This window comes from Mycetocola sp. Y171, assembly GCF_056713165.1.
Genome location: NZ_JBWYGX010000001.1, coordinates 1,791,525 through 1,815,882, shown reverse-complemented (window position 1 = coordinate 1,815,882; position 24,358 = coordinate 1,791,525). Strand labels below are relative to the sequence as shown.

Below are 24,358 nucleotides of genomic sequence, written 5' to 3'. Positions count from 1 at the left end.
GGATGCCGGGGGCGGCCGGTTTCCCGACCGACCCCGGCGGTGGTGCTAGTTGCCGCCCTCGTTGAGGGTGACCTCGATCGGCTCGAAGTCGTCTCCTGAGGTGTCGACGCCCTCTTCTTCCAGCTCATCGAGCGCCTGCTGGACGTACTCGTTGGAGTACGCCGTCTCCGGCGGATCGGTGGTGATGATGGTCGCGCCGGTCTCGTTCTCGGTTCCGAGGGCGATCTCGACGGTCTGGTCCCACGCTGCCTCGTCGATCAGGCCGACCCCGTTCGTCGAGGGCCAGATCAGCTTGTTGACCTCGTTGGTCATCCAGAGCTGGTGGCTCTCGCCGAGGGTGGAGCCGGAAGCGGTGACGATTCCGGCGGCTTCCTCAGGGTTGTCCTTCGCGTAGGCCCAGCCCTTGATCGATGCCTTGATGAACTTCACCGTCGTGTCGGCGTAGTCCTCATCGTCGAGCCGTTCGGTATCGGCCCAGATGGCGTCCTGGAGCATCGCCGTTCCGACATCGTTCCAGTTGATGACGTTGAGGTCGTCGGGCTGGTACAGCTCTCCGGTGTCAGGGTTGACGGTCTCCAGGACCTGCGCGTACTCGTTGTACGTCATCGCCTGGGCCGCGTCGATGTCGCCGGCGAGGAATCCGTTCATGTCGAATGCCTGCTGGACGAGGCTGATGTCGTCGAGGCCGACACCCTCCTCCTGCATCCCGGCGAAGAGCTCCCACTCGTTGCCGTAGCCCCAGCTGCCGACGTTCTTGCCTGCGAGGTCGGCAGGCGAGGTGATCCCCTTGTCCTTGAACGAGATCTGCGTCGTGGCCGAGCGCTCGAAGATCTGGGCGACATTGGTGATGTTCGCCCCCTGTTCGATCGAGCCGAGCACCTTGGGCACCCAGGAGATGGCGTAGTCGGCGTCTCCTGCCGCGAGGACATCCTGCGGCACGATGTCCGCGCCACCCTCGAGGATTTCGACGTCGAGGCCTTCGTCCTCGTAGAAGCCCTGGTCGACCGCCGCGTAGTACCCGGCGAACTGGGCCTGTGCGAACCACTGGAGTTGAAGTTTGACCGGGGTGAGTTCGCCCGAGTCCGCGTCACCGTCGCCGGTGGTCGCTCCCCCGCCCGAACAACCGGTCAGAACGAGTGCGCTTGCCGCGGCGATCGCGCCGATCCCGATGGCAAGCCGTTTGCTGTGTTTCATTCTTCCTCCTTCTAGCTTCTCTGGTGCTGTGGTGGTGCTTCGACCGCTGTGCGGACGTTCAGGGGGTCGCCCGGTGCCGGGAGACGAATTTCTCGAGGCCGAGGGTGATCGAGTAGAAGACGAGACCGACGAGGATCGACCCGAGCACGTAGGCCCAGGCGAGCGAGTAGTTGCTCGACGACGCCGCAGATGTGATCGATTTGCCGAGCCCGCCGACCGGCCCGCCGAAGTACTCGGCGATGAGGGCGGAGATCACGGCGAGGCTCGAAGCGATCCGCAGCCCGGTGAAGATGAACGGCAGGGCGCTCGGAATGGTCACGTTCTTCGCGGTCTGCATTCCGGATGCCGCGTAGACGTGCATGAGCTCCCTGTGCACCGGCCGGACCTGGCGGAAGCCGCGCAGCGAGTTGATGTACACCGGGATGAACACGGCGATGGCGGCGACGATCTGGCGGGCGGTCTCTGCTCCTGCCCCGTACATCGTGTACAGCACAGGGGCGAGGGCGACGATCGGGATGACGGCGAGCGCTGCGACGATCGGGGCGCTGAGTTCGTCGAGCACCGGCCACAGTGCCGTCAGGGTTGCGAAGATCACGGCGGCGAGCGACCCGAGCACGAGACCGACGAGGGCGTTCCAGCCGGTCACGGCACTCGCTGTCCAGACGTTGTCGATGTTGCCGAAGAACTGGTCGGCGATCGCGACGGGGCCTGGCAGCACGAACGGCTTGATCTCGAGGGCGACGACGGCGAGCTGCCACAGCAAGACGACGGCGAGTCCGAGCAGGAGCGGTGCGACAACCGTCCTCGCGGAGGTGAACTGGAGCTTCATCGGCTGTCCACCCCCCGAGCCTTCCCGGCATCCGGAGTCCCGTGGAGGCTCTCGCGCACTGCGCTGACACCATCGAAGAAGGCGGCATCCTCGCGGATGTGCTCGCTGCGGTCGTCAGGCCCGCCGAGGCGGATCGGCAGCACCGAGCGGATGCGCCCCGGCCGGGGCGACATCACGACCACCCGGTCGGAGAGGAACACGGCCTCGGGGATCGAGTGGGTGACGAAGACGACGGCGGCGCGGGTCTCGGCGCAGATCCGGATGAGTTCGTTCTGCATCCGCTCCCTGGTCATCTCGTCGAGGGCACCGAACGGTTCGTCCATGAGAAGCAGGTTGGGGCTTTCGGCGAGCGCGCGGGCGATGGCCACGCGCTGCTGCATGCCGCCGGAGAGCTGGTCGGGGTAGCTGTCGCCGAAGTCGCCGAGGCCGACGAGTTCGAGCAGTTCAGTCGATCGTGCGGCCCGAGCCGCTGCACCCACCTTGTGGAGTTCGAGCGGCAACTCGATGTTCGCCCGCACTGTTCGCCAGGGCAGGAGCCCGGCCTGCTGAAAAGCGATGCCGTACTCCTGGTCGATCCGCGCCTGCCGTGCCGTCTTACCGAAGACCTCGATCGTGCCCGCTGTCGGCTGGTCGAGGTCGGCGATGAGGCGCAGCAGGGTCGACTTGCCGCACCCGGACGGGCCGATCAGCGAGACGAACTCCCCCGGCGCGACCGTGAGATCCACAGACTCGAGCGCGGTCACCGCCGGCTTCTTCTTCATCGAGAAGACCCGGCTGACTCCGGTCACGTTCACTGCGTGGGCTTCGGTCACGGGGAGGGAGTCCTTCCGGGTCATGCGGGAACCTCGGCGCGCCGGAAGCGACGGAGGGTGAGGCCGATCAGGGAGATCAGGCCTGCGGCCAGGAGGCCGACGAAGACGGCACCGAAGATCGGGGCCCAGGGTTTGCCCGGGTCTCCGCCAGCTGCCGCGGCGAACTCGACGATCATCCGGCCGATGCCCCCGCGGAGCCCGATCGAGACCTCGGCGACGACAGTGCCGATGACGGCGCTGGCCGCCGCGAGCCGGAGGGCGGGGAGCAGGTAGGGGACGCTGGCAGGGAGACGCAGCCGGATGAGCGTCTTCCACCAGCCGGCCGCGTAGCTGTGCAGCAGTTCGACGTGGTTGGTGTCCGGGGACTCCAGCCCGCGGAGCGCCCCGATGGAGATCGGGAAGAAGGCGAGATAGGAGGCGATCAGGGCGACGGACATCCAGTTCTCCCAGGAGAACTCGCCGATCTCGATCGCGGACCCCCACCTGCGGACCAGCGGGGCGATCGCGATGAGGGGAACGGTCTGGCTGAGGATGATCCAGGGCAGGATGGCCTGCTCGGCCGTGCGCAGGCGCTGCATCAGCAGGGCAAGGAGCATCCCGACCACGACGGCCACCAGCCAGCCGACCCCTGCGACGCCGAGGGTGAACGCAGAGGCCTGGAGTACGGCCAGCCACATCGGCGGAGACCCCTCAGCGCTCGTGACCGGTTCGAACAGGCGCTCGAACATGACCCAGACATGCGGCATGGCCAGGTCGCTCGTGCGAGGGAGCACGGTGACGCCGTTGATGACGACGCCCTCCGCTGGTCCGATGAACTTGTACAGTTCCCAGACCCCGGCGAGGAGCGCGACGCCGAGCAGCCCGAAGCCGAAGCGCCGCCACCAGCTCGTGCCTGTCGTCATGCCGTTGCCACGATCTTTTCCTTCAGCGCCGGGATGACGGTCTCGCCGTAGACCCGCAGCGTCTCTTCCTTGTTGTCGTGCTGGAGGTAACCGGCGAACTGGTCCACCCCGAGCGCCTTGAGCGCCTCGAGTTTCTCGATGTGCTGTTCGGCGGTGCCGAGGAGGCAGAACCGGTCGACGATGTCGTCGGGGACGAACGTGGTGTGGGTGTTCCCCGCCCTGCCGTGCTCGTTGTAGTCGTACGACTCGCGCCCCTTGATGTAGTCGGTGAGCGCTTGCGGCACGGCGCCGCCTGTTCCGTATTTGGCGACGATGTCGGCGACGTGGTTGCCGACCATCCCGCCGAACCAGCGGCACTGGTCGCGCATGTGCTCCCAGTCGTCACCGATGTACATGGGTGCTGCGACGCAGAACTTGATCGACATCGGGTCGCGACCGGCCTTCTCGGCGGCATCCCTGACGGTCTTGATCATCCACTCGGCGATGTCGAGGTCTGCCAGCTGCAGGATGAAACCGTCGCCGACCTCGCCGGTGAGCTTGAGCGCGAGCGGGCCGTATGCGGCCACCCAGACGTCGAGCGTCGATCCGACGCTCCACGGGAACTGCACGGTGGCGCCGTGGTATTCGACGGGGCGGGAGTTGGCCAGTTCACGGATGACGTGGATCGACTCCCGAAGCGTCTTGAGGGTTGTCGGCGCGCCGTTCGTGGCGCGCACGGCCGAGTCTCCTCGGCCGATCCCGCAGATCGTCCTGTTGCCGTACATCTCGTTGAGCGTCGCGTAAGTGGATGCCGTCACCGTCCAGTCACGGGTGGCCGGGTTGGTGACCATCGGGCCGACGGTGATCCGCTTCGTCTCGGCGAGGATCTGGCTGTAGATGACGTACGGCTCCTGCCAGAGCAGGTGCGAATCGAAGGTCCAGACATGGCTGAACCCGTACTGTTCGGCGAGCTTCGCGAGGTGGACGGTTCGTGAGGCGGGCGGGTTGGTCTGAAGTACTGCTCCGAAGTCCATGGATGCCCTTAGATCAGGTACTGGCTGAGGCCGCGTTTGACGTACTTGCCGTCGCCCGCGGTTCCCAGGTACTGGTTGTCGTCGATGATGACCTTGCCGCGGGAGAGCACCGTGTCGACGTGCCCGTCGATCTCGAAACCCTCGTACGCCGAATAGTCCATGTTCATGTGGTGGGTCTTGCCGACGCCGATGGAGGTGTGGCCGTTGGGGTCGTAGATGACGACGTCGCCGTCGGCTCCGGGCTGGAGCACTCCCTTCTTGCCGTACATGCCGAACATGCGGGCAGGAGTGGTCGACGTGACCTCGACCCAGCGCTCGAGCGAGATCTTCTTGTCGACGACGCCCTGGTAGAGCAGGTCCATCCGATGTTCGACGCCGCCGATCCCGTTGGGAATCTTCGAGAAGTCGCCGAGGCCCATGTCCTTCTGCCCTTTCATGCAGAACGGGCAGTGGTCGGTGGAGACCATCTGGATGTCGTTGGTGCGCAGGCTCTGCCACATGTGGTGCTGGTGACCTTCCGCCTTCGACCGCAGCGGCGTCGAGCACACCCACTTGGCGCCTTCGAATTCGCCCCACTCGTCACTCGATGCGCCGAGGTTGTCCTCGAGGGAGAGGTAGAGGTACTGCGGACAGGTCTCACCGAAGACGTTCTGTCCGTTGTCACGCGCTGCGGCGATCTGTTCGACGGCCTGCTTGGCGCTGACGTGGACGACGTAGAGCGGAGCGCCGGTGAGGTTCGCCAGCATGATCGCGCGATGGGTGGCCTCTTCCTCCGCCTGCCACGGGCGGGTGATCCCGTGGTAGTACGGCGAGCTGTTCCCCGCGGCGAGGGACTGCTGCACGAGCAGGTCGATCACGCTGCCGTTCTCAGCGTGCATCATGATCATCGAGCCGTTGTCGGATGCCCGTTGCATGGCCTTCACGATCTGGCCGTCGTCCGAGAGGAAGACGCCCTTGTACGCCATGAAGAGCTTGAAGCTGGAGACGCCCTCCCGCACGAGCTCGTCCATCGCCGTCAGCGAGGAGTCCTGCACGTCGCTGAGGATCTGGTGGAACCCGTAGTCGATCGCGCAGTTGTCCCGTGCCTTCTCGTGCCACAGGTGGTACTGGTCGAGCACGTTCTCACCCGCGTACTGGACGACGAAGTCGACGATGCTCGTCGTGCCGCCGTGAGCGGCGGCACGCGTGCCGGTTTCGAAGGTGTCGCTCGCCTTCGTGCCGCCGAACGGCATCTCCATGTGGGTGTGAGCGTCGATGCCTCCTGGGATGACGTACTTGCCTGCGGCGTCGATCACGGTGTCGACGTTGTTCTCGATGTCGAACCCGAGCAGGTGTGAGCCGGGGGCGAGCACGGCGGCGATCCTCTCGCCGTCGATGAGGACGTCCGCAGGCGCCGATCCCGTCGAGTTCACGACGGTGCCGTTCTTGATGAGGGTCTTCATTTTTCCTCCTCCTGTCTCAGCTGGTCGGTCAGGGTTTCGGGATCGAGGTGTAGGAGTCCGGGCGACGGTCGCGGTAGAACTGCCAGTCGTCTCGCACCTGGCGGATCATGTCCATGTCGAGGTCGCGGATGACGACCTCTTCCGAGTCCCCGCTCCCGTACCCGCCGATGACATTGCCCTGCGGGTCGACGAACTGGCTGTTGCCGTAGAAGGTGACGGCGAGTTCGCCGTATTCGTTGTCCTCACGGCCGACGCGGTTGGCCGCGGCGACGAAGTACCCGTTCGCGCCCGCTGCCGCCGGCTGTTCGATCTCCCACAGCCGGTTCGACAGACCCGGCTTCGTGGCGTTCGGGTTGAAGACGATCTGGGCCCCGTTGAGCCCGAGCTCGCGCCAACCCTCAGGGAAGTGACGGTCGTAGCAGATGTAGACGCCGATCGGTCCGACAGCGGTCTGGAACACCGGGTAGCCGAGATTTCCCGGCCGGAAGTAGAACTTCTCCCAGAACCGGTCGAGGTGGGGGATGTGGTGCTTGCGGTACTTCCCGAGGATCGACCCGTCGGCATCGACGACGACGGCAGTGTTGTAGTACACGCCAGGCATGTCCTCTTCGTAGATGGGGAGGACCATCACCATGTTCAGTTCCGCTGCCAGCTTCGCGAAACGCTGAACGATCGGGCCGTCGGCCGGTTCGGCGTACGCGTAGTACTTCTTGTCTTCGGTGATGCCGAAGTACGGGCCGTAGAACAGTTCCTGGAAGCAGATGACCTGGGCGCCGTCTGCCGCGGCGTCACGAGCGAACTGCTCGTGTTTCGCGATCATGGATTCTTTGTCGCCGGTCCAGGTGGTCTGGGTGATTGCGGCGCGAACTACCGTCATATCTAGCCTCCGTATCGTCATTGAGCGGTGGGCGCTGTACGCCTTGTTCTGTCCCATGGCCGGGGTCCGAAAACCTCAGCCGGGGAACTCTGTTGCTGTTCCGCTCATTTGTTATTATTCGAGTTGAACATTTCTCCATTGTTTCCCTCTGTGACGCATTCGTAAATACCCAATTCGCAGGTGGCGGGAAAGAAGAGCATGAATCCGGCATACAGCGAACTCATCGACGACAAGTCGCCCCGCGGGATCGCTGCGGCCATCGCCAGGCTCATCACCGCCGGCGTGCTCGCACCAGGCGACCGGCTGCCGACCGTTCGTGAGCTCGGTGCCGAACTCGGTGTCAGCCCTGCGACGGTGAGCCAGGCCTGGCAGGCGATGGGCAGCGTCGGCCTCATCGTCTCGCGCGGGCGCAGCGGCAGCTTCGTCCGGTCGGCGCCCGTGCCCTGGCTGACCCCCCGGGTCCAGCGCATGGCCGGCCACCTCGGAGAGGCACGGCTGGACCTCTCGCGAGGAACCCCTGATCCTCTGCTGCTCCCCGACCTCGCCCTCGCGCTCACCAGGGTCTCCGAGCACGCCGAGACCTTCAGCTACCAGGAGGTGCCGGTGATCCCCGAACTCCTCGATCACCTCCGCTCCAGCTGGCCATACCCCGCCGATGCCATCACCGTCGTCGACGGCGCGCTCGACGGCCTCTCCCGCTCCCTCGAGCAGGTGATCAGGTTCGGCGACCGCGTGATCGTCGAGGACCCGTCCTTCCCGCCGTTCTTCGACCTGCTCGACCAGCTCGGCGCCGTACGGGTCCCCGTCGCCGTCGACACCGACGGCCTCGACCCTGCCGCACTGCGGCGGGCTCTCGCGCTCGGTCCGGCTGCGTTGCTCCTCCAGCCGCGTGCGCAGAACCCGACAGGCGTCTCGATGACCGCCGAACGCGCTGAGGAACTCGCCGGAATCATCGCGGCAAGCAGGCAGGCATCCGCCATGATCGTGATCGAGGACGACCACTCCGCTGGAATCAGCGCGTCCCCTGAGGTCAGTCTCGGCCGTTGGCTGCCTGAGCGGGTGCTGCACATCCGCAGCTACTCGAAGTCCCACGGCCCCGACCTGCGGATCGCCGCGCTCGGCGGCCCTGAAGCCCTCATCAACCAGGTCGTCGCCAGGCGGATGCTCGGCCCGGGCTGGACCAGCCGCATGGTGCAGACGATCCTGTTCGAACTCCTCACCAGCTCAGCGGCCGTCAGCACCGTCGCTGCAGCGCGCAGCGTCTACCATTCCCGGCAGAAGCTCTTCGCGGACGCGAGGCTCGTCACCGGCTTCGACTCCCCCCAGACCGACGGCCTCAACACCTGGATCGAGGTCGACGACGAGCGCCAGGCCCTCGTGCACCTGGCTGCGTCAGGCATCCGCGTCACCGGCGGGACACCGTATCTGTCCGCGCAGGACGGCCGGCAGTTCGTCCGGGTGACGGTCGGGATGCTGCGCGACGACTTCACCGAGGTCGCCGAGGCCCTCGCTGCGGTCGCGCCTGCCGGGAGCCGCCTGGCTCAGCCGTCGTGGTTGCCGCCGGCGAGCTGATCGAGCACGTGCTCGACGACCTCGCCGAGAAGCTGAAGTCCGTCAGCCACGCCGCCGGTCGAGCCGGGAAGGTTCACCACGAACGATCTCCCCGCGATCCCGGCCAGGCCGCGACTCATCAGGGCGAATGGGGTGCTCAGGGAACCCCGCCGACGGAGTTCCTCCTGGAACCCGGGCAGGCTGGCCGTGAGGAGCCGCGCCGTCGCATCCGCGGTGCCGTCGCCTTCTCCCACGCCGGTGCCGCCGGTCGTGACGATCAGGTCGGCGCCGGACGCGACCGCCTCAGTGAGCGCTGTGGCGACATCCGGGCCATCGGCCACGACGACAGCGGCAGCCGTGTCGAAGTCGTGGGCGATCAGCCAGTCGACGATGACAGGGCCGGTCCTGTCCTCGTACTCGCCAGCGGCCGCCCTGGTCGACGCGACGATGACCACGGCGCGACGGGTCACGGACGGGTCCAGTCGCCCGATGCCCCGCCCTGTTTTTCGAGCACGCGGATGTCGGTGATCACCGCCGTCTTGTCGACGGCTTTGATCATGTCGTAGAGGGTGAGGGCAGCGACGGATGCCGCGGTGAGCGCCTCCATCTCGACGCCGGTCGGTGCCGTGGTCGCGACCTCGGCGACCACCGTCAGCCGGTCGGCCGTTCCGGTGATGTCGACGGTGATCGAGGTCAGCGGGAGCGGGTGGCACAGCGGGATGAGCGTCGAGGTCTGCTTCGCTGCCAGAATCCCGGCGATGCGTGCGGTGCCGACCGCTTCACCCTTCGGCAGGTCGCCGGTCAGCACGGCGGCGACGACCTCCTCCCTGGTGATCACGATCGCCTGGGCGACGGCGCGCCGCTTCGTCACGGGCTTGTCGCCGACGTCGACCATGTGCGCCGATCCGTCCTGCCGCAGGTGGGTGAGTTCGGGGTCAGTCACTGATTCTCCAGACGTCGACGGGGTCGCCGGCCTCGAGGTGCGTGACCCCGACCGGCAGATGGACAAGCAGTGTGCTCGACGCGTAGCCGTGCAGCAGGTGGGAGCTCGCCCCTCCGACCAGGGCGACCCGCCCGTCCGCGTCGAAAACGCCACGGCGCAGCTGATGTTTGTCTCCCGGCGAGTCGACCGCCGAGGCGAGCGGGGCTGTGAATCGCTCCCGGTCCTGCGGCAGGGAGTGGAGGCTACGGAGCACAGGGCGCAGGAACGTCTCGAACGACACGAGCGCGCTCACCGGGTTCCCGGGGAACGCCACGACGGGTCTCGTCACGCGGACACCGTGAGCATCGGACATCGTGACGACGCCGAGCCCCTGCGGGCCGCCCGGCTGCATCGCCACGCTGACGAAGTCGATTCCTCCCCCATCGAAGACGTCACGAACGACCTCCCTGGTGCCCATACTCACCCCGCCGGTGGTGAGGATGAGGTCGGCCTGGCCGATGTGCTCGGCGAGGAGCGCGCGGAGCGACCCGGCGTCGTCAGGGGCGGTGAACGCGGCAACGCACTCTGCCCCCGCACCGTTCAGCGCCGCGGTCATCGAGGCCCCGTTCGTGTCGTGGATCTGGCCTGGTGCGAGCGGCACGCCTGGCGGGCGAAGCTCATCCCCCGTCGACACCACGAGCACCCGTACCCGCGAGAACACCCGGATCTCCGACAGGCCTGACGCGAAGATCACACCCCACTGGGCCGGGCCTAGACGGGCTCCGGCCTGAACGAGCACCTCGCCGGCTCTGCGGTCGCTTCCGCGCGGGCGGACGAAGGCCCCGGCGACGACCTCGCGGCTGAAGCCGACGACGTGACCACCCGTTTCGTCCTGGAAGGCGTCGGGGATCGCCTCTTCGATCGGGACGACGGCATCCGCCCCGGCCGGCATCGGGGCACCCGTCATGATCGGCGCCGCCCATCCCGGTTCGAGCGCGGCGGGAGCGTGCCCCGCGACGATGCGGGCGGCGACACGGAGCGGTTCCCCTGCCAGCACCTCGTCTGCCCTGACGGCGTAGCCGTCCATCTGCGAGTTGTCGAACGGCGGAAGGTCGACCTGTGAGCGGACCTCGACCGCGAGGACGCGATCGGGACCTGCGCGCACCACGTCTGCAGGCGACGGGAAGCTCAACGTCTCGGCCGGGCGGGAACCGAGCGGCGCGAGGAGCGCGCGAACGGCTTCCTGATGCTCTTCAACCGTCCGCATCCGCCCATCATCCCCTGAGTGGCGGCCATGTGCCAGTTCGATGGCGGCCGGGTCAGGACATCGCGGGGATGGTGACCGTCTTGGAGTCGACGTTGACCGTGAGGTCCTCGGTCGGGTCGAGTTCGTCCTCCGTCTTGAAGACCGTGGTGTGCGGGCTGAAATCGGCGGTGCACGCCTTGTCGTCAGGGATCTTCTCGACGGTGACGGTGACCGTGTTCTCACCGGTGACGGAGTACCCGGTCGCCCGCGGCGGGCAGGTGGATGAGCCGGAGAGCGTCACAGCGAACGTCGACCCGTCGTCGAGCCACGCCCCACCGGCTCCGTTGTCGTCGAGTTCGACCTCGCCGTCCGCGACGTCTGGCATTCCCGTGAAGTCTTCGACGGGGGCGGTCGGTGAGGCTGCGCACCCTGAGAGGACAGCGGCGAACAGGGCTGCAGCGGCCAGTGCCTGCGCGGCCCGGCGATGAACCGAAGCGATCATGCGGCCAGTGTATGCCGGGCGCCAACGGGCGGGCCAGCAGTCGGGCTCACGATCACCTTGTTTGTGTGAGTGCGCGTATGACAGACTTACTGTCCGAACGGTCGGTTATTCCGGTCGACGGCACCGACGAAGAAGTCTGGGGAGTAATGACAGAGCCCACGCTGCGGATCACCCGCACCGAGACCGCCGTCGAGGTTCTGCTCACCCGTCCATCAGCCAGGAACGCCATCAACCAGGCGATGATCGACGAGCTTCACACCGTCTGCGATGAGCTCGAACGGGAGCCGCACGTCCTCATCCTCAGTGGAGCCGGCGGGGTCTTCGCCTCCGGCGCCGACATCGCCGAGCTGCTCGTGAGGCGCGCCGCCGACGCCCTCGCCGGCATCAACACCGGTCTGTTCCAGCGGATCGCCGACCTGCCGATGCCGGTGATCGCCGCCATCGACGGCTACGCGCTCGGAGGCGGCGCCGAACTCGCCTACGCCGCCGACTTCCGGATCGCCTCCCCCTCCCTCCGCATCGGCAACCCGGAGCCCTCCCTCGGCATCATCGCTGCCGCAGGAGCGAGCTGGCGCCTGCGTGACCTCGTCGGCGAACCCCTCGCGAAGGAGATCCTCCTCGCCGGCCGCATCCTCACCGCCGACGAGGCTCTCGCCGCGCACCTCGTGACCGAACTCCACCCGGCTGATCGACTGCTGGACGCGGCGAGGGCCCTCGCCGGCCGGATCCTCCGCGGCGACCCGGCCGCCATCCGTGCGACGAAACGGGTCTTCGCTGCCGCGCGCAGCGAGCATCCGCGGGTCGACCTCGACGAGCAGGCCGTCCTTTTCGAGTCGCGGGAGAAGACCGCACGGATGACGGCGTTCCTGGAGAGGAAGCGATCGTGAGCGGGGACCTTCCCGACGCGGTCGGTGTGCTCGGCGGCGGGAGGATGGGAGCGGGAATCGCGCACGCCTTCCTGCTCGGCGGCGCGCACGTGGTGGTGGTCGAGCGCGACGAGGCCGAGGCGGATGCCGCGGCGGACCGCATCGGTGCCGCCGTCGCCGCGAGCGTGAAACGCGGCTCGACGACCGAGCAGGCGGATGCCGTGCTCGGCCGGCTCCGCACCGCAGTGGCCGTCGCCGAGTTCGGGGACTGCGAGCTCGTGATCGAGGCGGTTCCCGAGGATCGCGCGCTCAAGACGGATGCCCTGCGCGCCGTCGAGGACGTCATCCGCGACGGCGCAGCCCTCGCCAGCAACACCTCCTCCATCTCGATCGACGCCCTCGCCGGTTCACTCCGTCGGCCTGAGTCGTTCCTCGGCCTCCACTTCTTCAACCCGGTTCCGGCATCCGCGCTCGTCGAGGTCGTTCTCGGGCGCTCGACGGCATCCGGTCTCGCCGAACAGGCCGTCGGCTGGGTGACGGCGCTCGGCAAGACGCCGATCACGGTCCGGGACGCGCCGGGATTCGCCTCGTCACGGCTCGGCGTCGCGATCGCGCTCGAGGCCATCAGGATGCTCGAAGACGGGGTCGCGTCCGCCGCAGACATCGACGCGGCCATGGTGCTCGGCTACCGGTTCCCCGTCGGGCCGCTCCGGCTCACCGACCAGGTCGGCCTCGACGTGCGGCTCGGCATCGCCGAGTATCTGCACGCCGAACTCGGCGAGCGCTTCGCTCCCCCTCAGCTGCTGCGCGACAAGGTCGCCGCCGGCGATCTGGGGCGCAAGTCCGGCAGGGGCTTCTTCGACTGGGACGGTGCCTAGGGGATGTCTCGGAGCAGGTTGGTGATGCGCGCCGTGCAGAGCCTGCGGCCCTCGTCGTCTGTGATCACGATCTCGTGGCAGGCCAGGGTCCGGCCGAGCTGCACGGCGGTCGCCACCCCGGTGACGATGCCGCTCGTCGCCGCACGGTGGTGTGTCGCGTTGATGTCGACGCCGACGGCGGTGCGGCCGGGGCCGGCGTGGATGACGGCCGCCCACGACCCGAGCGCTTCGGCGAAGGCGACGGATGCTCCGCCGTGGAGCAATCCGAACGACTGGCGGTTGCCCTCGACAGGCATGGTGGCGACGACCCGCTCCGCAGATTGCTCGACGATCGTCACGCCCATCTTGACGTCCAGCTCCCCGAGCACGATCTCCCACGCCATGCACCCACTGTACCCAGACCACCGCGAGTTGCTGACTATCCGGGGTGCATGCGGCCCTCGACCCCTGCAAACCCAGCAACTCGCGACATCCCCATCACCGGAGGCACCATGAGCACCATCCTGCCCAGCTACGTCAACGGAGACTGGTGGACCCCGGCATCCGGAGTCGACGGCACCGTCATTCGGGACGCGTCCACTGGGGAAGAGGTCGCCAGGGTCAGCACGGAGGGTCTCGACCTCGCGGCGGCCCTCGACTACGCGAGGACCGCCGGGCAGGCATCCCTCGGCGCCCTGACCTTCCATCAGCGCGCGGTGCTGCTCAAGCAGATGGCGCAGCTGCTCACCGAGCGCAAGGCCGAACTGTACGAGATCTCCTCGCGCACCGGCGCGACGAAGGCCGACTCGTGGGTCGACATCGACGGCGGGATCGGCGTGCTCTTCACCTATTCGTCGAAGGGACGCAGGGAACTGCCGAACACCGTCGTCTACCCCGATGGCCCTGTCGAGTCGCTGTCGAAAGACGGGTCATTCCTCGGTCGGCACATCTACACGAGGCTCCCAGGCGTCGCCGTCCAGATTAACGCGTTCAACTTCCCGGTCTGGGGATCGCTCGAGAAGTTCGCCCCGGCGTTCCTGGCCGGCGTCCCGACCGTTGTGAAGCCGGCCACCCCGACCGGTTACCTCACCGAGGCGTTCGTGCGCATCCTCGTCGAGTCCGGGCTGCTTCCAGACGGATCGCTCTCCCTCGTCTCCGGCGGCGTCCCCGGGCTCTTCGACGCCCTCCGGCTCGGCGACATCGTCGCGTTCACCGGTTCGGCCTCGACGGCTGAGCAGCTGCGATCACACCCGTGCGTGCAGACCGGCGGGGTGCGGTTCAGCTCGGAGACCGACTCGATCAACGCATCGATCCTCGGCCCGGATGCCGGAACCCAGACCCCCGAGTTCGACGCCTTCGTGAAGCAGCTCGTCGCCGAGCTGACGAGTAAGAGTGGCCAGAAGTGCACAGGCATCCGCCGCGCTCTGGTTCCCCATGCCCTCGTCGACCCGCTCGTCGCCGCGGTTCAGGCGCGGATCACCGACCGCGTCGTGCTCGGCGACCCGCGGGCCGATGGCGTGACCATGGGGCCGCTCGCCTCCACGGCGCAGCGCGACGAAGTGCTCCGCCAGGTCGGCAGGCTCGTCGACGCCGGCGGACGCATCGTCATCGGATCGACGGATGCCCCTGCGGTCCGGCACGCCGACGGCACGTCGGGCCCGTCCGCAGACGGCGCCTTCGTCGAGCCGTTGCTCCTCCACTTCGCCGACGGGACAGCCGATGCCGTGCACACGGTCGAGGCGTTCGGCCCGGTGTCGAGTGTGATCGGCTACGACACTCTGCCCGACGCGATCAGCCTCGTGGCACGCGGAGGCGGCTCGCTCGTCACGAGCCTGGCCACCCACGACCCGGCCGTCGCGATCGAGGTGATGACAGGCATCGCTCCCCTCAACGGGCGCGTGCTGCTGCTCGACCGCGACGACGCCAGCACCTCGACCGGGCACGGCTCCCCCGTCCCTCACCTCGTGCACGGCGGGCCCGGCCGCGCGGGTGGAGGGGAGGAACTCGGCGGCATCCGCGCCGTCCTGCACCACATGCAGCGCACAGCCATCCAGGGCTCTCCAGACATGCTCACCGCGATCACCGGGATCTGGCACCAAGGCGCTTCGGCGAACGCCACGGGAGGGCATCCGTTCCGGAAGAGCCTGGCCGAGCTGCGGATCGGCGACCAGGTGCTGTCGGCGCAGCGGGAGATCACCCTCGACGACATCGGCCACTTCGCCGAGTTCACCGGCGACACCTTCTACGCCCACACCGACGAGGAAGCCGCAGCGGCGAACCCGTTCTTCGCCGGCCGCGTCGCCCACGGCTACCTGCTCGTGTCATGGGCGGCCGGGCTGTTCGTCGACCCTGACCCTGGGCCCGTCCTCGCGAACTACGGGCTGGAGAACCTGCGATTCGTCACGCCGGTGTCGCCTGGTGACAGCATCCGGGTCGCACTCACCGCCAAGCAGATCACGCCGCGGGAGACCGACGAGTACGGCGAGGTGCGCTGGGACGCGGTGATCTCGAACCAGAAGGACGAACTCGTCGCCAGCTACGATGTGCTGACCCTCGTCGCCAAGGAGTAGCGGGGCACCGAAGCCAGGGAGAGCAGACATGAGCCGCCAGGAGACCGACGCGTACCTCGAGGCGAGCGAACAGCCCCTGACGGATGCACTCGCTGACCTCTGCGCACTCATCCGCACGGTCGATCCACGGGTCGAGGAGAGCATCAAGTGGAACGCCCCGAGTTTCGCGATCGCCGACCATTTCGCGACCACGGGGTTCTCACCGGCCGGCGCGCTGCGGCTCGTGCTCCACACCGGCGCTGTGAAGCGGGCGACGCCGCTCGTGGTCGACATCGAGGCTGCCGGTCTGCCGCTCGACTGGAAGGGCACCGACCGCGCGGTGCTCACGTTCGCTTCCGCCGACGAGGTCCACGAGCGCGCCGACGCGCTCAGGTCCGTCCTCACGCAGTGGATCGCGCAGACGCAGGGCTGACACCGTTCGCAGCGACGGCAGGCCGCGGATGCCGTCAGCGCGGCGGCATCCGGACGGGGCGGGTCAGACTCGCGCGGCAGGCACCCGGAGGCCGTCGAGCGCGACGGCGAGCACGTCGTCGGCGAGTTTCTCGGTCGACTCGGGTCCGCCGGGCCGGTACCACTCGACGATCGAGTTGATCATTCCGAACAGCAGACGGGTGACGATCCGAGGGTCGATGTCGCCGCGCAGCGAGCCCTCGTCGCAGGCCTCGACCACGAGCGCGGTCACGGCGCGGTCGAACGCCCGACGCCGCGCGAGGGCATGGCGTTCCACCTCGGTGTTGCCGTGGACCCGCAGCAGCAGTGTCACGAAAGGCAGCTTGTCCACGAGCACGACAACCGCGCCGCGCAGGACGACGGCGAGCCGGTCTGCCGCAGGTCCGCTCACCGCGCCCGGCAGCGCCAGGACTCCCTCGAGCGCTGACAGCGCCTCGTCAAGGGCGAGGCGGAGCAGGTCGCCCTTCGACGGGAAGTGGTGGTAGATCGCGGACTTGCTCAGCCCCAGCCGCTCGGCGAGCACGCCCATGGATGTGGCGTCGTAGCCGTGCTCGATGAACGCAGCAACGGCGATGTCGAGCACCTGCCGCTGGTCGTAGCCGGGGCGACCGCGCTTCGGCTCACCGTGCGGCACGGCAGGAACTGTTGGTTGTGACATGTTCGTCCAGTCTGGCACGGGCCCTGGGGCCGGGATCCGCCGCCCGCGTTGCCCGTGCGGCGGCGTCCAGTATATACTTACCAAACGATCGTTCAGTAAAGCGAGGGGTTCGACGATGAGCCAGGAACAGCAGGCGGCTTCCGAGGCGGATGTGGACGCCGAGCGCTACTTCACCGACCTCATCGACAACGATTCCCGGATCGAACCCCGCGACTGGATGCCCGCTGCGTACCGTCGCACCCTCATCCGACAGATCTCCCAGCACGCCCACTCCGAGATCATCGGCATGCAGCCGGAGGCGAACTGGATCACGCGCGCGCCCAGCCTCAAGCGCAAGGCAATCCTCATGGCCAAGGTGCAGGACGAAGCCGGCCACGGCCTCTATCTCTACTCGGCAGCACAGACCCTCGGCATCGGCCGCGACGAGATGGCCGAGCAGCTCATCGCAGGCAAGGCCCGCTATTCGTCCATCTTCAACTACCCGGCCCTGAGCTGGGCGGACATGGGTGCCATCGGGTGGCTCGTCGACGGTGCGGCGATCTGCAACCAGGTACCGCTCTGCCGCGCATCGTACGGACCGTACGGCCGTGCCATGGTGCGCATCTGCAAGGAGGAATCCTTCCACCAGCGGCAGGGCTTCGAGATCCTGCTCGAACTGGCGAAGGGCACACCTGCACAACACGAGATGGCGCAGGATGCTGTGAACCGCTGGTACTGGCCCAGCCTGATGATGTTCGGTCCTCCGGACGACGAGTCCCCCAACTCGGCACAGTCGATGGCGTGGAAGATCAAACGGTTCTCCAACGACGACCTGCGGCAGCGGTTCGTCGACATGATCGTGCCCCAGGCGGAGGTGCTCGGCCTCGATCTCCCCGACCCGGCGCTGGCCTGGAACGACGAGCGCGGGCACTACGACATCGGTGAGATCGACTGGGAGGAGTTCCACGAGGTCCTCGCCGGTCGCGGGCCGTGCAACACCCAGCGGATGCAGCGCAGACGTCAGGCCCACGAGGACGGACGCTGGGTCCGTGAGGCCGCGGCCGCCTACGCCGAGAAGCAGGCGGCGGCATCCCTGAAAGAGGCGTCATGACCACACCAGGCGAGCGCGACACCACAGACACCTGGCCGCTCTGGGAGGTCTTCGTGCGCCCGAGCCGCGGTCTCTCGCACGTCCACGTCGGCTCGCTGCACGCTCCCGATGAGACTCTCGCCGTGCGCAACGCCCGCGACCTGTACACGAGGCGAGGTGAAGGCGTGTCGATCTGGGTGGTCAGGGCAGCAGACATCACCACGAGCGATCCGGATGCCAAGGGCGCGTTCTTCGAGTCCCCCGCGGGCAAGAATTACCGGCACGCGTCGTATTACACGAAGTCAGAGGGCGTGAAACACCTGTGACAGAACACCCGCACGGACACGTCGATGTGACCGAGGTGACACTGGGCGAGGAACTCGTCGAGCGGGCCTCTGTCGCGTCGCCGGCCGTCGCCGAATATGCGACCTGGCTCGGTGACGACTCCCTCATCCTTGCCCAGCAGCTCGGCTGGTGGATCTCCCGGGCCCCCGAACTCGAGGAGGACGTCGCGCTCGGCAACATCGCGCTGGACCTGCTCGGCCAGGCGCGATCGTTCCTCCACTACGCCGGCACGGCATCCGGCAGGACCGAGGACGATCTCGCCTACTTCCGCGACGAGACCGAATTCCGGTCCGTGCACCTCGTCGAGCAGCCGAACGGCGACTTCGCCCACACGATCGTCCGCCAGGCGATCATGAGCGTCTACCTGTTCGAACTGTACGACCGCCTCGCCGGGTCCACCGACCAGACGCTGGCCGCCGTCGCCGGCAAGGCCGTGAAAGAGGTCGACTACCACCGCGACCACGCGTCACAGTGGATCCTGCGCCTCGCCCTCGGCACAGACGAGTCCAGGCGCCGGCTTCTCCTGGCGCTCTCCGACCTGTGGCCGTACGCTGACGAGCTGTTCCGCGACGAGCCGCTGCACGACGAACTCGACGGCATCGCCGTCCGACCCACACTCCTCCGCCCGGCGTTCGACCGCGTTCTCGCCGGCCTGTTCGCCGAAGCCGAGCTCGAGGTCCCGACCCCTCCTCCAGCCGCGGGCGGCGGGAGGCACGGGCGACACTCCGAGCACCTCGGATACCTGCTCACCGAGATGCAGGTGCTGGCTCGCAGGCACCCTGGGGCATCATGGTGACCGCGACCAGGCAGCGCAGCCGCGCGGAGGCGTGGGCGACGGCCGCAACGGTCGTCGATCCGGAGATCCCCGTGCTGAGCATCGAAGACCTCGGCGTGCTCCGCGACGTGCGGGTCGACGGCGGGAGCGTCGAGGTCGTCCTCACCCCGACCTACTCAGGGTGTCCGGCGATCGACGCGATGCGCGACGACGTCGTACTAGCGCTGACCGAAGCCGGATGGGACAGGGTGACGGTCAGGCTGGCGTTGTCCCCCGCGTGGACCACCGACTGGATGACGGACGCAGGCAAGGAGAAGCTCCGCCGCTACGGCATCGCGGCCCCGAACGGCCACGCTCCGGCGCGGGACTCCGGACCTGTGCGGCTGACCTTGTCGGTGAAATGCCCACGCTGCGGGTCGCTGAAGACACGGGAACTCGCCCGTTTCGGCTCGACCTCGTGCAAGGCCCTCTACGAGTGCGCCGACTGCCTCGAACCGTTCGACTACTTCAAGGTCCTCTAACCGTGGCCGCGAGAAACCTCGGTGCCACGAAGCACCGGGCGAGGTTCCACACACTGGAGGTGTCTGGCATCCGCCCACTCACCGCAGACAGCGTCGAGGTGACCTTCGCGGTCCCGCCCGAACTGCACGGGTCGTACGACTATGTGCCCGGTCAGCACGTCGCGCTCCGGGCGACGATCGACGGGCACGAACTGCGACGCAGCTACTCGATCTGCCGACCGCCGACCACGGGGTCGATCAGCGTCGCGATCAAACGCGACCTCGGCGGTGCGTTCTCCGGTTGGGCGAACGACACCCTCAAGCCAGGCGACCGCATCGACGTGATGAGCCCGCAGGGCACCTTCACCGTCCCCATTGACGACCTCGCCGGCGAGCATCTCGTCGGAATCGCCGCCGGGAGCGGCATCACTCCCTTGATGTCACTGGCGTCGTCGGTTCTGGCCGCATCGGGTTCGTCCCGGTTCACGCTCGTCTACACGAACCGGACGGCGCTCGATGTGATGTTCCTCGAAGAACTCGCCGACCTCAAGGATCGTCACCCGGCCCGTCTGGCGCTGCACCACGTCCTGTCGCGGGAGCAACGCTCGAGCCCCCTGCTCTCCGGACGGATCGACTCGGACAAGTTCGACCTGATGCTCGGCTCGATCCTGCTACCGGATACCGTCGACGAATGGTTCCTCTGCGGACCGTTCGATCTCGTCGAACTCTGCCGGAACGCCCTCGAGCGCGCAGGCGTCGAAGCTGCTCGCGTGCATTTTGAGCTGTTCACCACCGGCGATCCCACTCGAGCCCACGGCGATTCCGGACGCCCGGTGATCACGAGGCCTGGCGACGAGACGATCGGCATCGAATTCACGCTCGACGGGCAGACGGCGACCGTCACGACCCCCGTCGGAGCGAACGAGAGCATCCTCAACGCCGCCCTGCGGGTGCGGCCGGACGTCCCATTCGCGTGCGCAGGCGGCGTCTGCGGCACCTGCCGCGCCCGCCTGGTCTCCGGCGACGTGACCATGACCGAGAACTACGCGCTCGAACCGGACGAACTCGAGCGGGGCTACATCCTCACCTGCCAGTCGCATCCGAGAACCCCGACGGTCGTCGTCGACTACGACGTCTGACCTGGCAAGACACCCGGCATCCGAAAGGACACCCCATGATCGACCTCAGCGTCACCGACGACGTCGCCTACGTCACGCTGTCTGCGCCCGATCGTCTGAACGCGCTGGATGCCGACGCTCTCGTCGCCCTCGACGCCGCGTACGCAGACGCGGAGAAGGCGGCCGTGCGCGCGCTCATGCTGCGCGGCGAAGGGCGGGCGTTCTGCGCCGGTCGCGACATCTCCGGCGTCGACCCCGCGACGGACGACGTCTCCGGATACCTCGACGGCCTCGTGACACCGCTGCTCAAACGGATGAGCGCGTTTCCCGCCCCCACCTTCGCGGCGGCTCACGGCGCCTGTCTTGGCGTCGGTCTCGGCCTCCTCATCGCCACGGATGTCGTCTACGTGGCAGACACGGCGAAGATCGGGTCTCCGTTCGCCGCGTTGGGCGCCACCCTCGACTCGGGCGGACACGCGCTCTTCACCGACCGGCTCGGCGCCCACAAGACCCTCGACCTGATCTACACCGGCCGGCTGATGTCGGGGACGGAAGCCGTCGCATCCGGTCTGTTCAGCCGCGTGTTTGCTGCCGACGAGGTGCGCGAGGCGACGGAAACCGCTACCGTCGCGGCATCCACCGGCGCGACACAGGCGTTCCTGGCTGGCAAGAAACTCGTCGCCGAGCTGCGCGACGAACGACTCGGGCTGTGGGAGTCCATGGCCCACGAGAATGCCGCGCAAACCGCGCTCCGCGACACCGAGGACTACCGGGAGGGCTTCGCCGCTTTCCAGTCCAAACGGAAACCTGACTTCACCGGGCGCTGAGATCACACCACGGGAACGCTGGAAGAGCTGGCAACTCCCAGTTCGACGGCGTACCATTCGGGTCACAGTCGTGGTCTGACAAAGGATGTGGATCGTGTCGCGAAAATCGCTCAACTGGCTTCCGGCGCTCGTCGCGCCCGCCGTGATAGCGGTCGCCGTCATCGCCGTACCGATGCAGGCCGGAGCATCGGTCGATCTGCCGGACAAATCGGCGGACGAGGTACTGGTCCTGATCGCCGAGAGCACTGAGGACTCATTCTCCGGAACTGTCAAAAAGACCGCAGACCTCGGGCTCCCGTCGATCCCCGAAGGCATGGATGCCGTCGCGCCCGGAGGCGGAGACGCCGGTGCGGTCTCCGACCTGTTCGAGTTGCTGAGCGGCACGCAGGAGGCACGGGTCTTCGTCGACGGACCGGCGAACCTGCGCGTGCAGACCAACGACTCGCTCGCTGAACGCAGCGCCATCACGAACGGCACGGACGCCTGGTACTACGACTCCGAGACGAACGTCGCCACCCATGTGGCCATCCCTGCGGATGCCGCGGAGACGTTCCGCGAGCACGTCGACGCCACCTCCGCCCCGGCCACTCCTGCAGAGGTCGCCGACCGCATCATCGACAAGCTCGGCCCGAGCACGGACTTCGCTGTCGGAACCGACTCCACCGTCGCCGGGCGGACGGTGTACGAACTGATCCTGACCCCGAAGGCATCGGGCACCCTCGCCGAATCCGTGTCGATCTCGGTCGACTCGGAGACCGGGCTCCCCCTCCAGGTGACTGTCGCCGCCGCCGGCCAGGACGACCCGGCGTTCGAGGTCGGATTCACCGCGATCGACCTCGCCGAGCCCGCTGCGAGCCTGTTCGAGTTCACCCCTGGCGACGTCACTGTCGAGGAGAAGCCGTTCCCCTCCGAGCCTGACGCCGGCACGCACGACACCCGCACTCCGGTCGGGGAACCGGTCGTCACCGGCACCGGCTGGGATGCGATCGTGGAGGTTCCTGCGGCATCCGTCCCTGCCGACCTCGCGGCCGACCCCCTGTTCGCTCAACTCACGACGGACGTGGATGGTGGCCGCGCATTCTCGACGGCGCTCGTCACCGTGCTCTTCACCGACGATGGCCGAATTCTGGCCGGGTCGGTCCCGGTCGACCGGTTGTTGGCTGCGGCGAGCTGACGACATCCGGCGATCGTGAACGTCATCCTGTGAGCGACGGTAATCCGCCTGCCGACCTCGCCATCGAGACCCGGGCACTGACGAAGAACTTCGGTCGTCAGGTCGCGGTGGATGCCATCGATCTCGCGGTACCGCGCGGTGCGGTTTTCGGCTTCCTCGGCCCGAACGGGTCGGGCAAGACCACGAGCATCCGTCTCCTCCTCGGCCTCGTCCGGGCGACGAGTGGGGAGATCAGCGTTCTCGGCGAGACGATGCCCGACCGGCTGCGCAGCGTCCTTCCGCAGGTCGGCGCGCTCGTCGAGGGCCCGGCGTTCTACCCGTTCCTGTCAGGCGAGGACAACCTCCGCCGCCTGGACAGTGCCGATCGTGGCGCGTCACCGCGGACCAGGCGAGCCCGCGTGGCGTCGGCGCTCGACCGCGTCGGCCTGACGGCTGCGGCCACGAAGAAGGCCGGAGCGTACTCGCTCGGCATGAAGCAGCGGCTCGGGATCGCGAACGCGCTTCTTCAGCCGCGGGAGTTGCTCGTGCTCGACGAACCCACCAACGGGCTCGACCCGCAGGGCACGAGGGAGGTGCGGGCGCTCGTGCGGTCGTTCGCCGCCGAAGGCACCACCGTGTTCGTCTCCAGCCACCTGCTGGCGGAGGTCGAACAGGTCTGCACCCACGCGGCGATCATGAGCGCTGGTGCGCTCGTCGCCCAGGGGTCGCTCGACGATCTCAGGGGCACAGGCGACCGGCAGATCCGGGTGCTGACACCGGATGCCGAAGCCGCGATCTCCGTCCTCGCCCGGTTCGGCCTGGAGACGGATGCCACGGCGCACGCCGGGCCGCACCCCGAGGTCACCGCGATCCTCGCGCACGACTCCATCGACGCCGACCTGATCGTGCCTGCCCTCGTGTCGGCCGGCGTGCGCGTTCGCGGCTTCACCGTCGACGAACCGAGCCTCGAGGACCGGTTCGTCGCCCTCACCGGGGAGGGATTCGATGTCCTCCGCTGACACGGTCACCGCGACCCGCCCGACGGCAGGTCTCGGCCTGCTCGGCACCGAACTCTCCGTGCTCTTCCGCAGACGTCGCACATGGGCGATGCTCGCGGCCGTCGCGCTCATCCCGATCCTGCTCGCCGTCGCGGTGCGGCTCTCCTCCGAGGAACTCGACCCCGGTGACGGCCCTCCTTTTCTGGATCGCGTGACTCAGAACGGCCTGTTCGTGAGCTTCACGGCGATGGTCGTGGCCATTCCCCTGTTCCTTCCGCTGACGATCGGGGTCGTGGCCGGCGACACGATCGCCGGGGAGGCCGGGCATGGAACGCTGCGGTACCTGCTCGTCGCCCCGGCCGGTCGGCTCCGGCTCCTGCTCGTCAAGTTCGCGGGAGCCGCCGCGTTCTGCGCAGCCGCGACCCTCACCCTCGTCCTGGCCGGCACCGTCATCGGTACGGTCCTCTTCCCGGTCGGGCCGGTCACACTCCTCTCCGGAGACGTCATCGACGTGCCCGAGTCGTTCCTCAGGTCGGTGCTCGTGGCGTCGTACGTCACCGTCTCGCTCCTCGGGTTGTGCGCAATCGGCCTGTTCATCTCGACCCTCACCTCCGTGCCCGTCGGGGCGATGGCCGCCACGGTCGTCGTCGCCGTCGTCGCGCAGATCCTCGATGTGATCCCCCAGCTGTCGTGGTTGCATCCGTGGCTGTTCAGCCACCACTGGCTCGGCTTCGCCGGCCTGCTGAGCCAGCCGATCGACTGGACGTCGTTCGGCGACAACGCTCTCCTGCAGGGCGCGTACATCCTCGTGTTCTTCTCGCTCGCCTACGGTCGGTTCGCGTCGAAGGACATCCTGTCGTGAGCGATGTACCTTTCGGAAAC

At 67.8% G+C, this 24,358-nt stretch carries 27 protein-coding genes; 14 read left to right on the top strand and 13 right to left on the bottom strand.

The window, feature by feature from the left end; translation table 11 throughout:
* Positions 1 to 45: 45 nt before the first annotated feature.
* From AC1M2K_RS08740 to AC1M2K_RS08710, 7 genes are read right to left on the bottom strand one after another with little or no spacing between them, the layout of a single operon-like run.
* Complete coding sequence (locus AC1M2K_RS08740; RefSeq protein WP_480239123.1) at positions 46 to 1,194, bottom strand: ABC transporter substrate-binding protein; 1,149 nt, start codon at positions 1,192 to 1,194, stop codon at positions 46 to 48.
* A gap of 58 nt (positions 1,195 to 1,252) precedes the next feature.
* Entirely contained in the window at positions 1,253 to 2,023 is a 771-nt protein-coding gene (locus AC1M2K_RS08735; RefSeq protein ID WP_480240665.1) for an ABC transporter permease, read from the bottom strand.
* Positions 2,020 to 2,859: an ABC transporter ATP-binding protein gene (locus AC1M2K_RS08730; protein ID WP_480240664.1), complete on the bottom strand. Its 840-nt coding sequence runs from the start codon at positions 2,857 to 2,859 to the stop codon at positions 2,020 to 2,022. The genes AC1M2K_RS08735 and AC1M2K_RS08730 overlap by 4 nt, the downstream gene beginning before the upstream one ends.
* Complete coding sequence (locus tag AC1M2K_RS08725; protein WP_480239126.1) at positions 2,856 to 3,737, bottom strand: ABC transporter permease; 882 nt, start codon at positions 3,735 to 3,737, stop codon at positions 2,856 to 2,858. The genes AC1M2K_RS08730 and AC1M2K_RS08725 overlap by 4 nt, the downstream gene beginning before the upstream one ends.
* Positions 3,734 to 4,750: a TIGR03842 family LLM class F420-dependent oxidoreductase gene (locus tag AC1M2K_RS08720; protein ID WP_480239127.1), complete on the bottom strand. Its 1,017-nt coding sequence runs from the start codon at positions 4,748 to 4,750 to the stop codon at positions 3,734 to 3,736. The genes AC1M2K_RS08725 and AC1M2K_RS08720 overlap by 4 nt, the downstream gene beginning before the upstream one ends.
* Before the next feature lie 8 nt (positions 4,751 to 4,758).
* On the bottom strand, positions 4,759 to 6,192 hold the full coding sequence (gene hydA, locus AC1M2K_RS08715; protein WP_480240663.1) for a dihydropyrimidinase: 1,434 nt from the start codon (positions 6,190 to 6,192) through the stop codon (positions 4,759 to 4,761).
* Positions 6,193 to 6,220: 28 nt separating this feature from the next.
* Positions 6,221 to 7,069 carry a nitrilase-related carbon-nitrogen hydrolase gene (locus tag AC1M2K_RS08710; RefSeq protein WP_480240662.1) on the bottom strand — a complete coding sequence of 283 codons (849 nt, stop codon included), beginning with the start codon at positions 7,067 to 7,069 and terminating at the stop codon, positions 6,221 to 6,223.
* 198 nt (positions 7,070 to 7,267) lie between these two features.
* Between AC1M2K_RS08710 and AC1M2K_RS08705 the strand changes: the two genes are divergently transcribed.
* Positions 7,268 to 8,641 (top strand): aminotransferase-like domain-containing protein, encoded by a 1,374-nt coding sequence (locus AC1M2K_RS08705; protein ID WP_480240661.1) that lies wholly within the window; start codon positions 7,268 to 7,270, stop codon positions 8,639 to 8,641.
* On the opposite strand, the gene AC1M2K_RS08700 is transcribed toward AC1M2K_RS08705, so the two are convergent.
* From AC1M2K_RS08700 to AC1M2K_RS08685, 4 genes are read right to left on the bottom strand one after another with little or no spacing between them, the layout of a single operon-like run.
* Positions 8,611 to 9,090, bottom strand: a complete 480-nt coding sequence (locus AC1M2K_RS08700) for a molybdenum cofactor synthesis domain-containing protein (protein WP_480240660.1) — start codon at positions 9,088 to 9,090, stop codon at positions 8,611 to 8,613. The genes AC1M2K_RS08705 and AC1M2K_RS08700 overlap by 31 nt on opposite strands.
* The gene (gene moaC, locus AC1M2K_RS08695) at positions 9,087 to 9,515 is read right to left on the bottom strand and encodes a cyclic pyranopterin monophosphate synthase MoaC (RefSeq protein ID WP_480240823.1); all 429 of its coding nucleotides are present in this window, start codon (positions 9,513 to 9,515) and stop codon (positions 9,087 to 9,089) included. The genes AC1M2K_RS08700 and moaC overlap by 4 nt, the downstream gene beginning before the upstream one ends.
* A 40-nt stretch (positions 9,516 to 9,555) precedes the next feature.
* Positions 9,556 to 10,809 carry a molybdopterin molybdotransferase MoeA gene (locus tag AC1M2K_RS08690; protein ID WP_480240659.1) on the bottom strand — a complete coding sequence of 418 codons (1,254 nt, stop codon included), beginning with the start codon at positions 10,807 to 10,809 and terminating at the stop codon, positions 9,556 to 9,558.
* Positions 10,810 to 10,861: 52 nt separating this feature from the next.
* The gene (locus AC1M2K_RS08685) at positions 10,862 to 11,290 is read right to left on the bottom strand and encodes a hypothetical protein (protein WP_480239133.1); all 429 of its coding nucleotides are present in this window, start codon (positions 11,288 to 11,290) and stop codon (positions 10,862 to 10,864) included.
* A gap of 146 nt (positions 11,291 to 11,436) precedes the next feature.
* Here AC1M2K_RS08685 and AC1M2K_RS08680 point away from each other — a divergent pair, with 146 nt between their 5' ends.
* Both AC1M2K_RS08680 and AC1M2K_RS08675 read left to right on the top strand, forming a co-directional pair.
* The gene (locus tag AC1M2K_RS08680; RefSeq protein ID WP_480240658.1) at positions 11,437 to 12,177 is read left to right on the top strand and encodes an enoyl-CoA hydratase/isomerase family protein; all 741 of its coding nucleotides are present in this window, start codon (positions 11,437 to 11,439) and stop codon (positions 12,175 to 12,177) included.
* A gap of 44 nt (positions 12,178 to 12,221) precedes the next feature.
* Complete coding sequence (locus tag AC1M2K_RS08675) at positions 12,222 to 13,034, top strand: 3-hydroxyacyl-CoA dehydrogenase family protein (RefSeq protein WP_480240822.1); 813 nt, start codon at positions 12,222 to 12,224, stop codon at positions 13,032 to 13,034.
* Here AC1M2K_RS08675 and AC1M2K_RS08670 read toward each other — a convergent pair.
* Positions 13,031 to 13,417: a hotdog fold thioesterase gene (locus AC1M2K_RS08670; RefSeq protein WP_480239134.1), complete on the bottom strand. Its 387-nt coding sequence runs from the start codon at positions 13,415 to 13,417 to the stop codon at positions 13,031 to 13,033. The genes AC1M2K_RS08675 and AC1M2K_RS08670 overlap by 4 nt on opposite strands.
* Before the next feature lie 108 nt (positions 13,418 to 13,525).
* Between AC1M2K_RS08670 and paaZ the strand changes: the two genes are divergently transcribed.
* Positions 13,526 to 15,583, top strand: coding sequence for a phenylacetic acid degradation bifunctional protein PaaZ (gene paaZ / locus AC1M2K_RS08665; RefSeq protein ID WP_480240657.1), 2,058 nt, complete (start codon positions 13,526 to 13,528; stop codon positions 15,581 to 15,583).
* A 28-nt stretch (positions 15,584 to 15,611) separates the two neighbouring features.
* On the top strand, positions 15,612 to 15,995 hold the full coding sequence (locus AC1M2K_RS08660; RefSeq protein WP_480240656.1) for a DUF1801 domain-containing protein: 384 nt from the start codon (positions 15,612 to 15,614) through the stop codon (positions 15,993 to 15,995).
* A gap of 63 nt (positions 15,996 to 16,058) precedes the next feature.
* On the opposite strand, the gene AC1M2K_RS08655 is transcribed toward AC1M2K_RS08660, so the two are convergent.
* The gene (locus AC1M2K_RS08655) at positions 16,059 to 16,691 is read right to left on the bottom strand and encodes a TetR/AcrR family transcriptional regulator (protein ID WP_480240655.1); all 633 of its coding nucleotides are present in this window, start codon (positions 16,689 to 16,691) and stop codon (positions 16,059 to 16,061) included.
* Between the two features lie 115 nt (positions 16,692 to 16,806).
* Between AC1M2K_RS08655 and paaA the strand changes: the two genes are divergently transcribed.
* From paaA to AC1M2K_RS08610, 9 genes are all read left to right on the top strand, one after another.
* Positions 16,807 to 17,781, top strand: coding sequence for a 1,2-phenylacetyl-CoA epoxidase subunit PaaA (gene paaA / locus AC1M2K_RS08650; RefSeq protein ID WP_480240654.1), 975 nt, complete (start codon positions 16,807 to 16,809; stop codon positions 17,779 to 17,781).
* Positions 17,778 to 18,086 carry a 1,2-phenylacetyl-CoA epoxidase subunit PaaB gene (gene paaB, locus AC1M2K_RS08645; protein WP_480239139.1) on the top strand — a complete coding sequence of 103 codons (309 nt, stop codon included), beginning with the start codon at positions 17,778 to 17,780 and terminating at the stop codon, positions 18,084 to 18,086. The genes paaA and paaB overlap by 4 nt, the downstream gene beginning before the upstream one ends.
* A complete protein-coding gene (gene paaC / locus AC1M2K_RS08640) occupies positions 18,083 to 18,901 on the top strand; it encodes a 1,2-phenylacetyl-CoA epoxidase subunit PaaC (protein ID WP_480240653.1) in 819 nt (272 codons plus the stop codon). The genes paaB and paaC overlap by 4 nt, the downstream gene beginning before the upstream one ends.
* On the top strand, positions 18,895 to 19,401 hold the full coding sequence (gene paaD / locus AC1M2K_RS08635; protein ID WP_480240652.1) for a 1,2-phenylacetyl-CoA epoxidase subunit PaaD: 507 nt from the start codon (positions 18,895 to 18,897) through the stop codon (positions 19,399 to 19,401). Before paaC ends, paaD begins: the two co-directional genes overlap by 7 nt.
* A 2-nt stretch (positions 19,402 to 19,403) precedes the next feature.
* Complete coding sequence (gene paaE / locus AC1M2K_RS08630) at positions 19,404 to 20,519, top strand: 1,2-phenylacetyl-CoA epoxidase subunit PaaE (protein WP_480240651.1); 1,116 nt, start codon at positions 19,404 to 19,406, stop codon at positions 20,517 to 20,519.
* A 35-nt stretch (positions 20,520 to 20,554) separates the two neighbouring features.
* Positions 20,555 to 21,325, top strand: a complete 771-nt coding sequence (locus AC1M2K_RS08625; RefSeq protein ID WP_480240650.1) for an enoyl-CoA hydratase/isomerase family protein — start codon at positions 20,555 to 20,557, stop codon at positions 21,323 to 21,325.
* Positions 21,326 to 21,419: 94 nt separating this feature from the next.
* Complete coding sequence (locus AC1M2K_RS08620; RefSeq protein WP_480240649.1) at positions 21,420 to 22,499, top strand: LolA family protein; 1,080 nt, start codon at positions 21,420 to 21,422, stop codon at positions 22,497 to 22,499.
* Positions 22,500 to 22,528: 29 nt separating this feature from the next.
* Entirely contained in the window at positions 22,529 to 23,497 is a 969-nt protein-coding gene (locus AC1M2K_RS08615) for an ABC transporter ATP-binding protein (RefSeq protein ID WP_480240648.1), read from the top strand.
* Positions 23,484 to 24,338 (top strand): ABC transporter permease, encoded by an 855-nt coding sequence (locus tag AC1M2K_RS08610; protein ID WP_480240647.1) that lies wholly within the window; start codon positions 23,484 to 23,486, stop codon positions 24,336 to 24,338. The genes AC1M2K_RS08615 and AC1M2K_RS08610 overlap by 14 nt, the downstream gene beginning before the upstream one ends.
* Positions 24,339 to 24,358 lie beyond the last annotated feature (20 nt).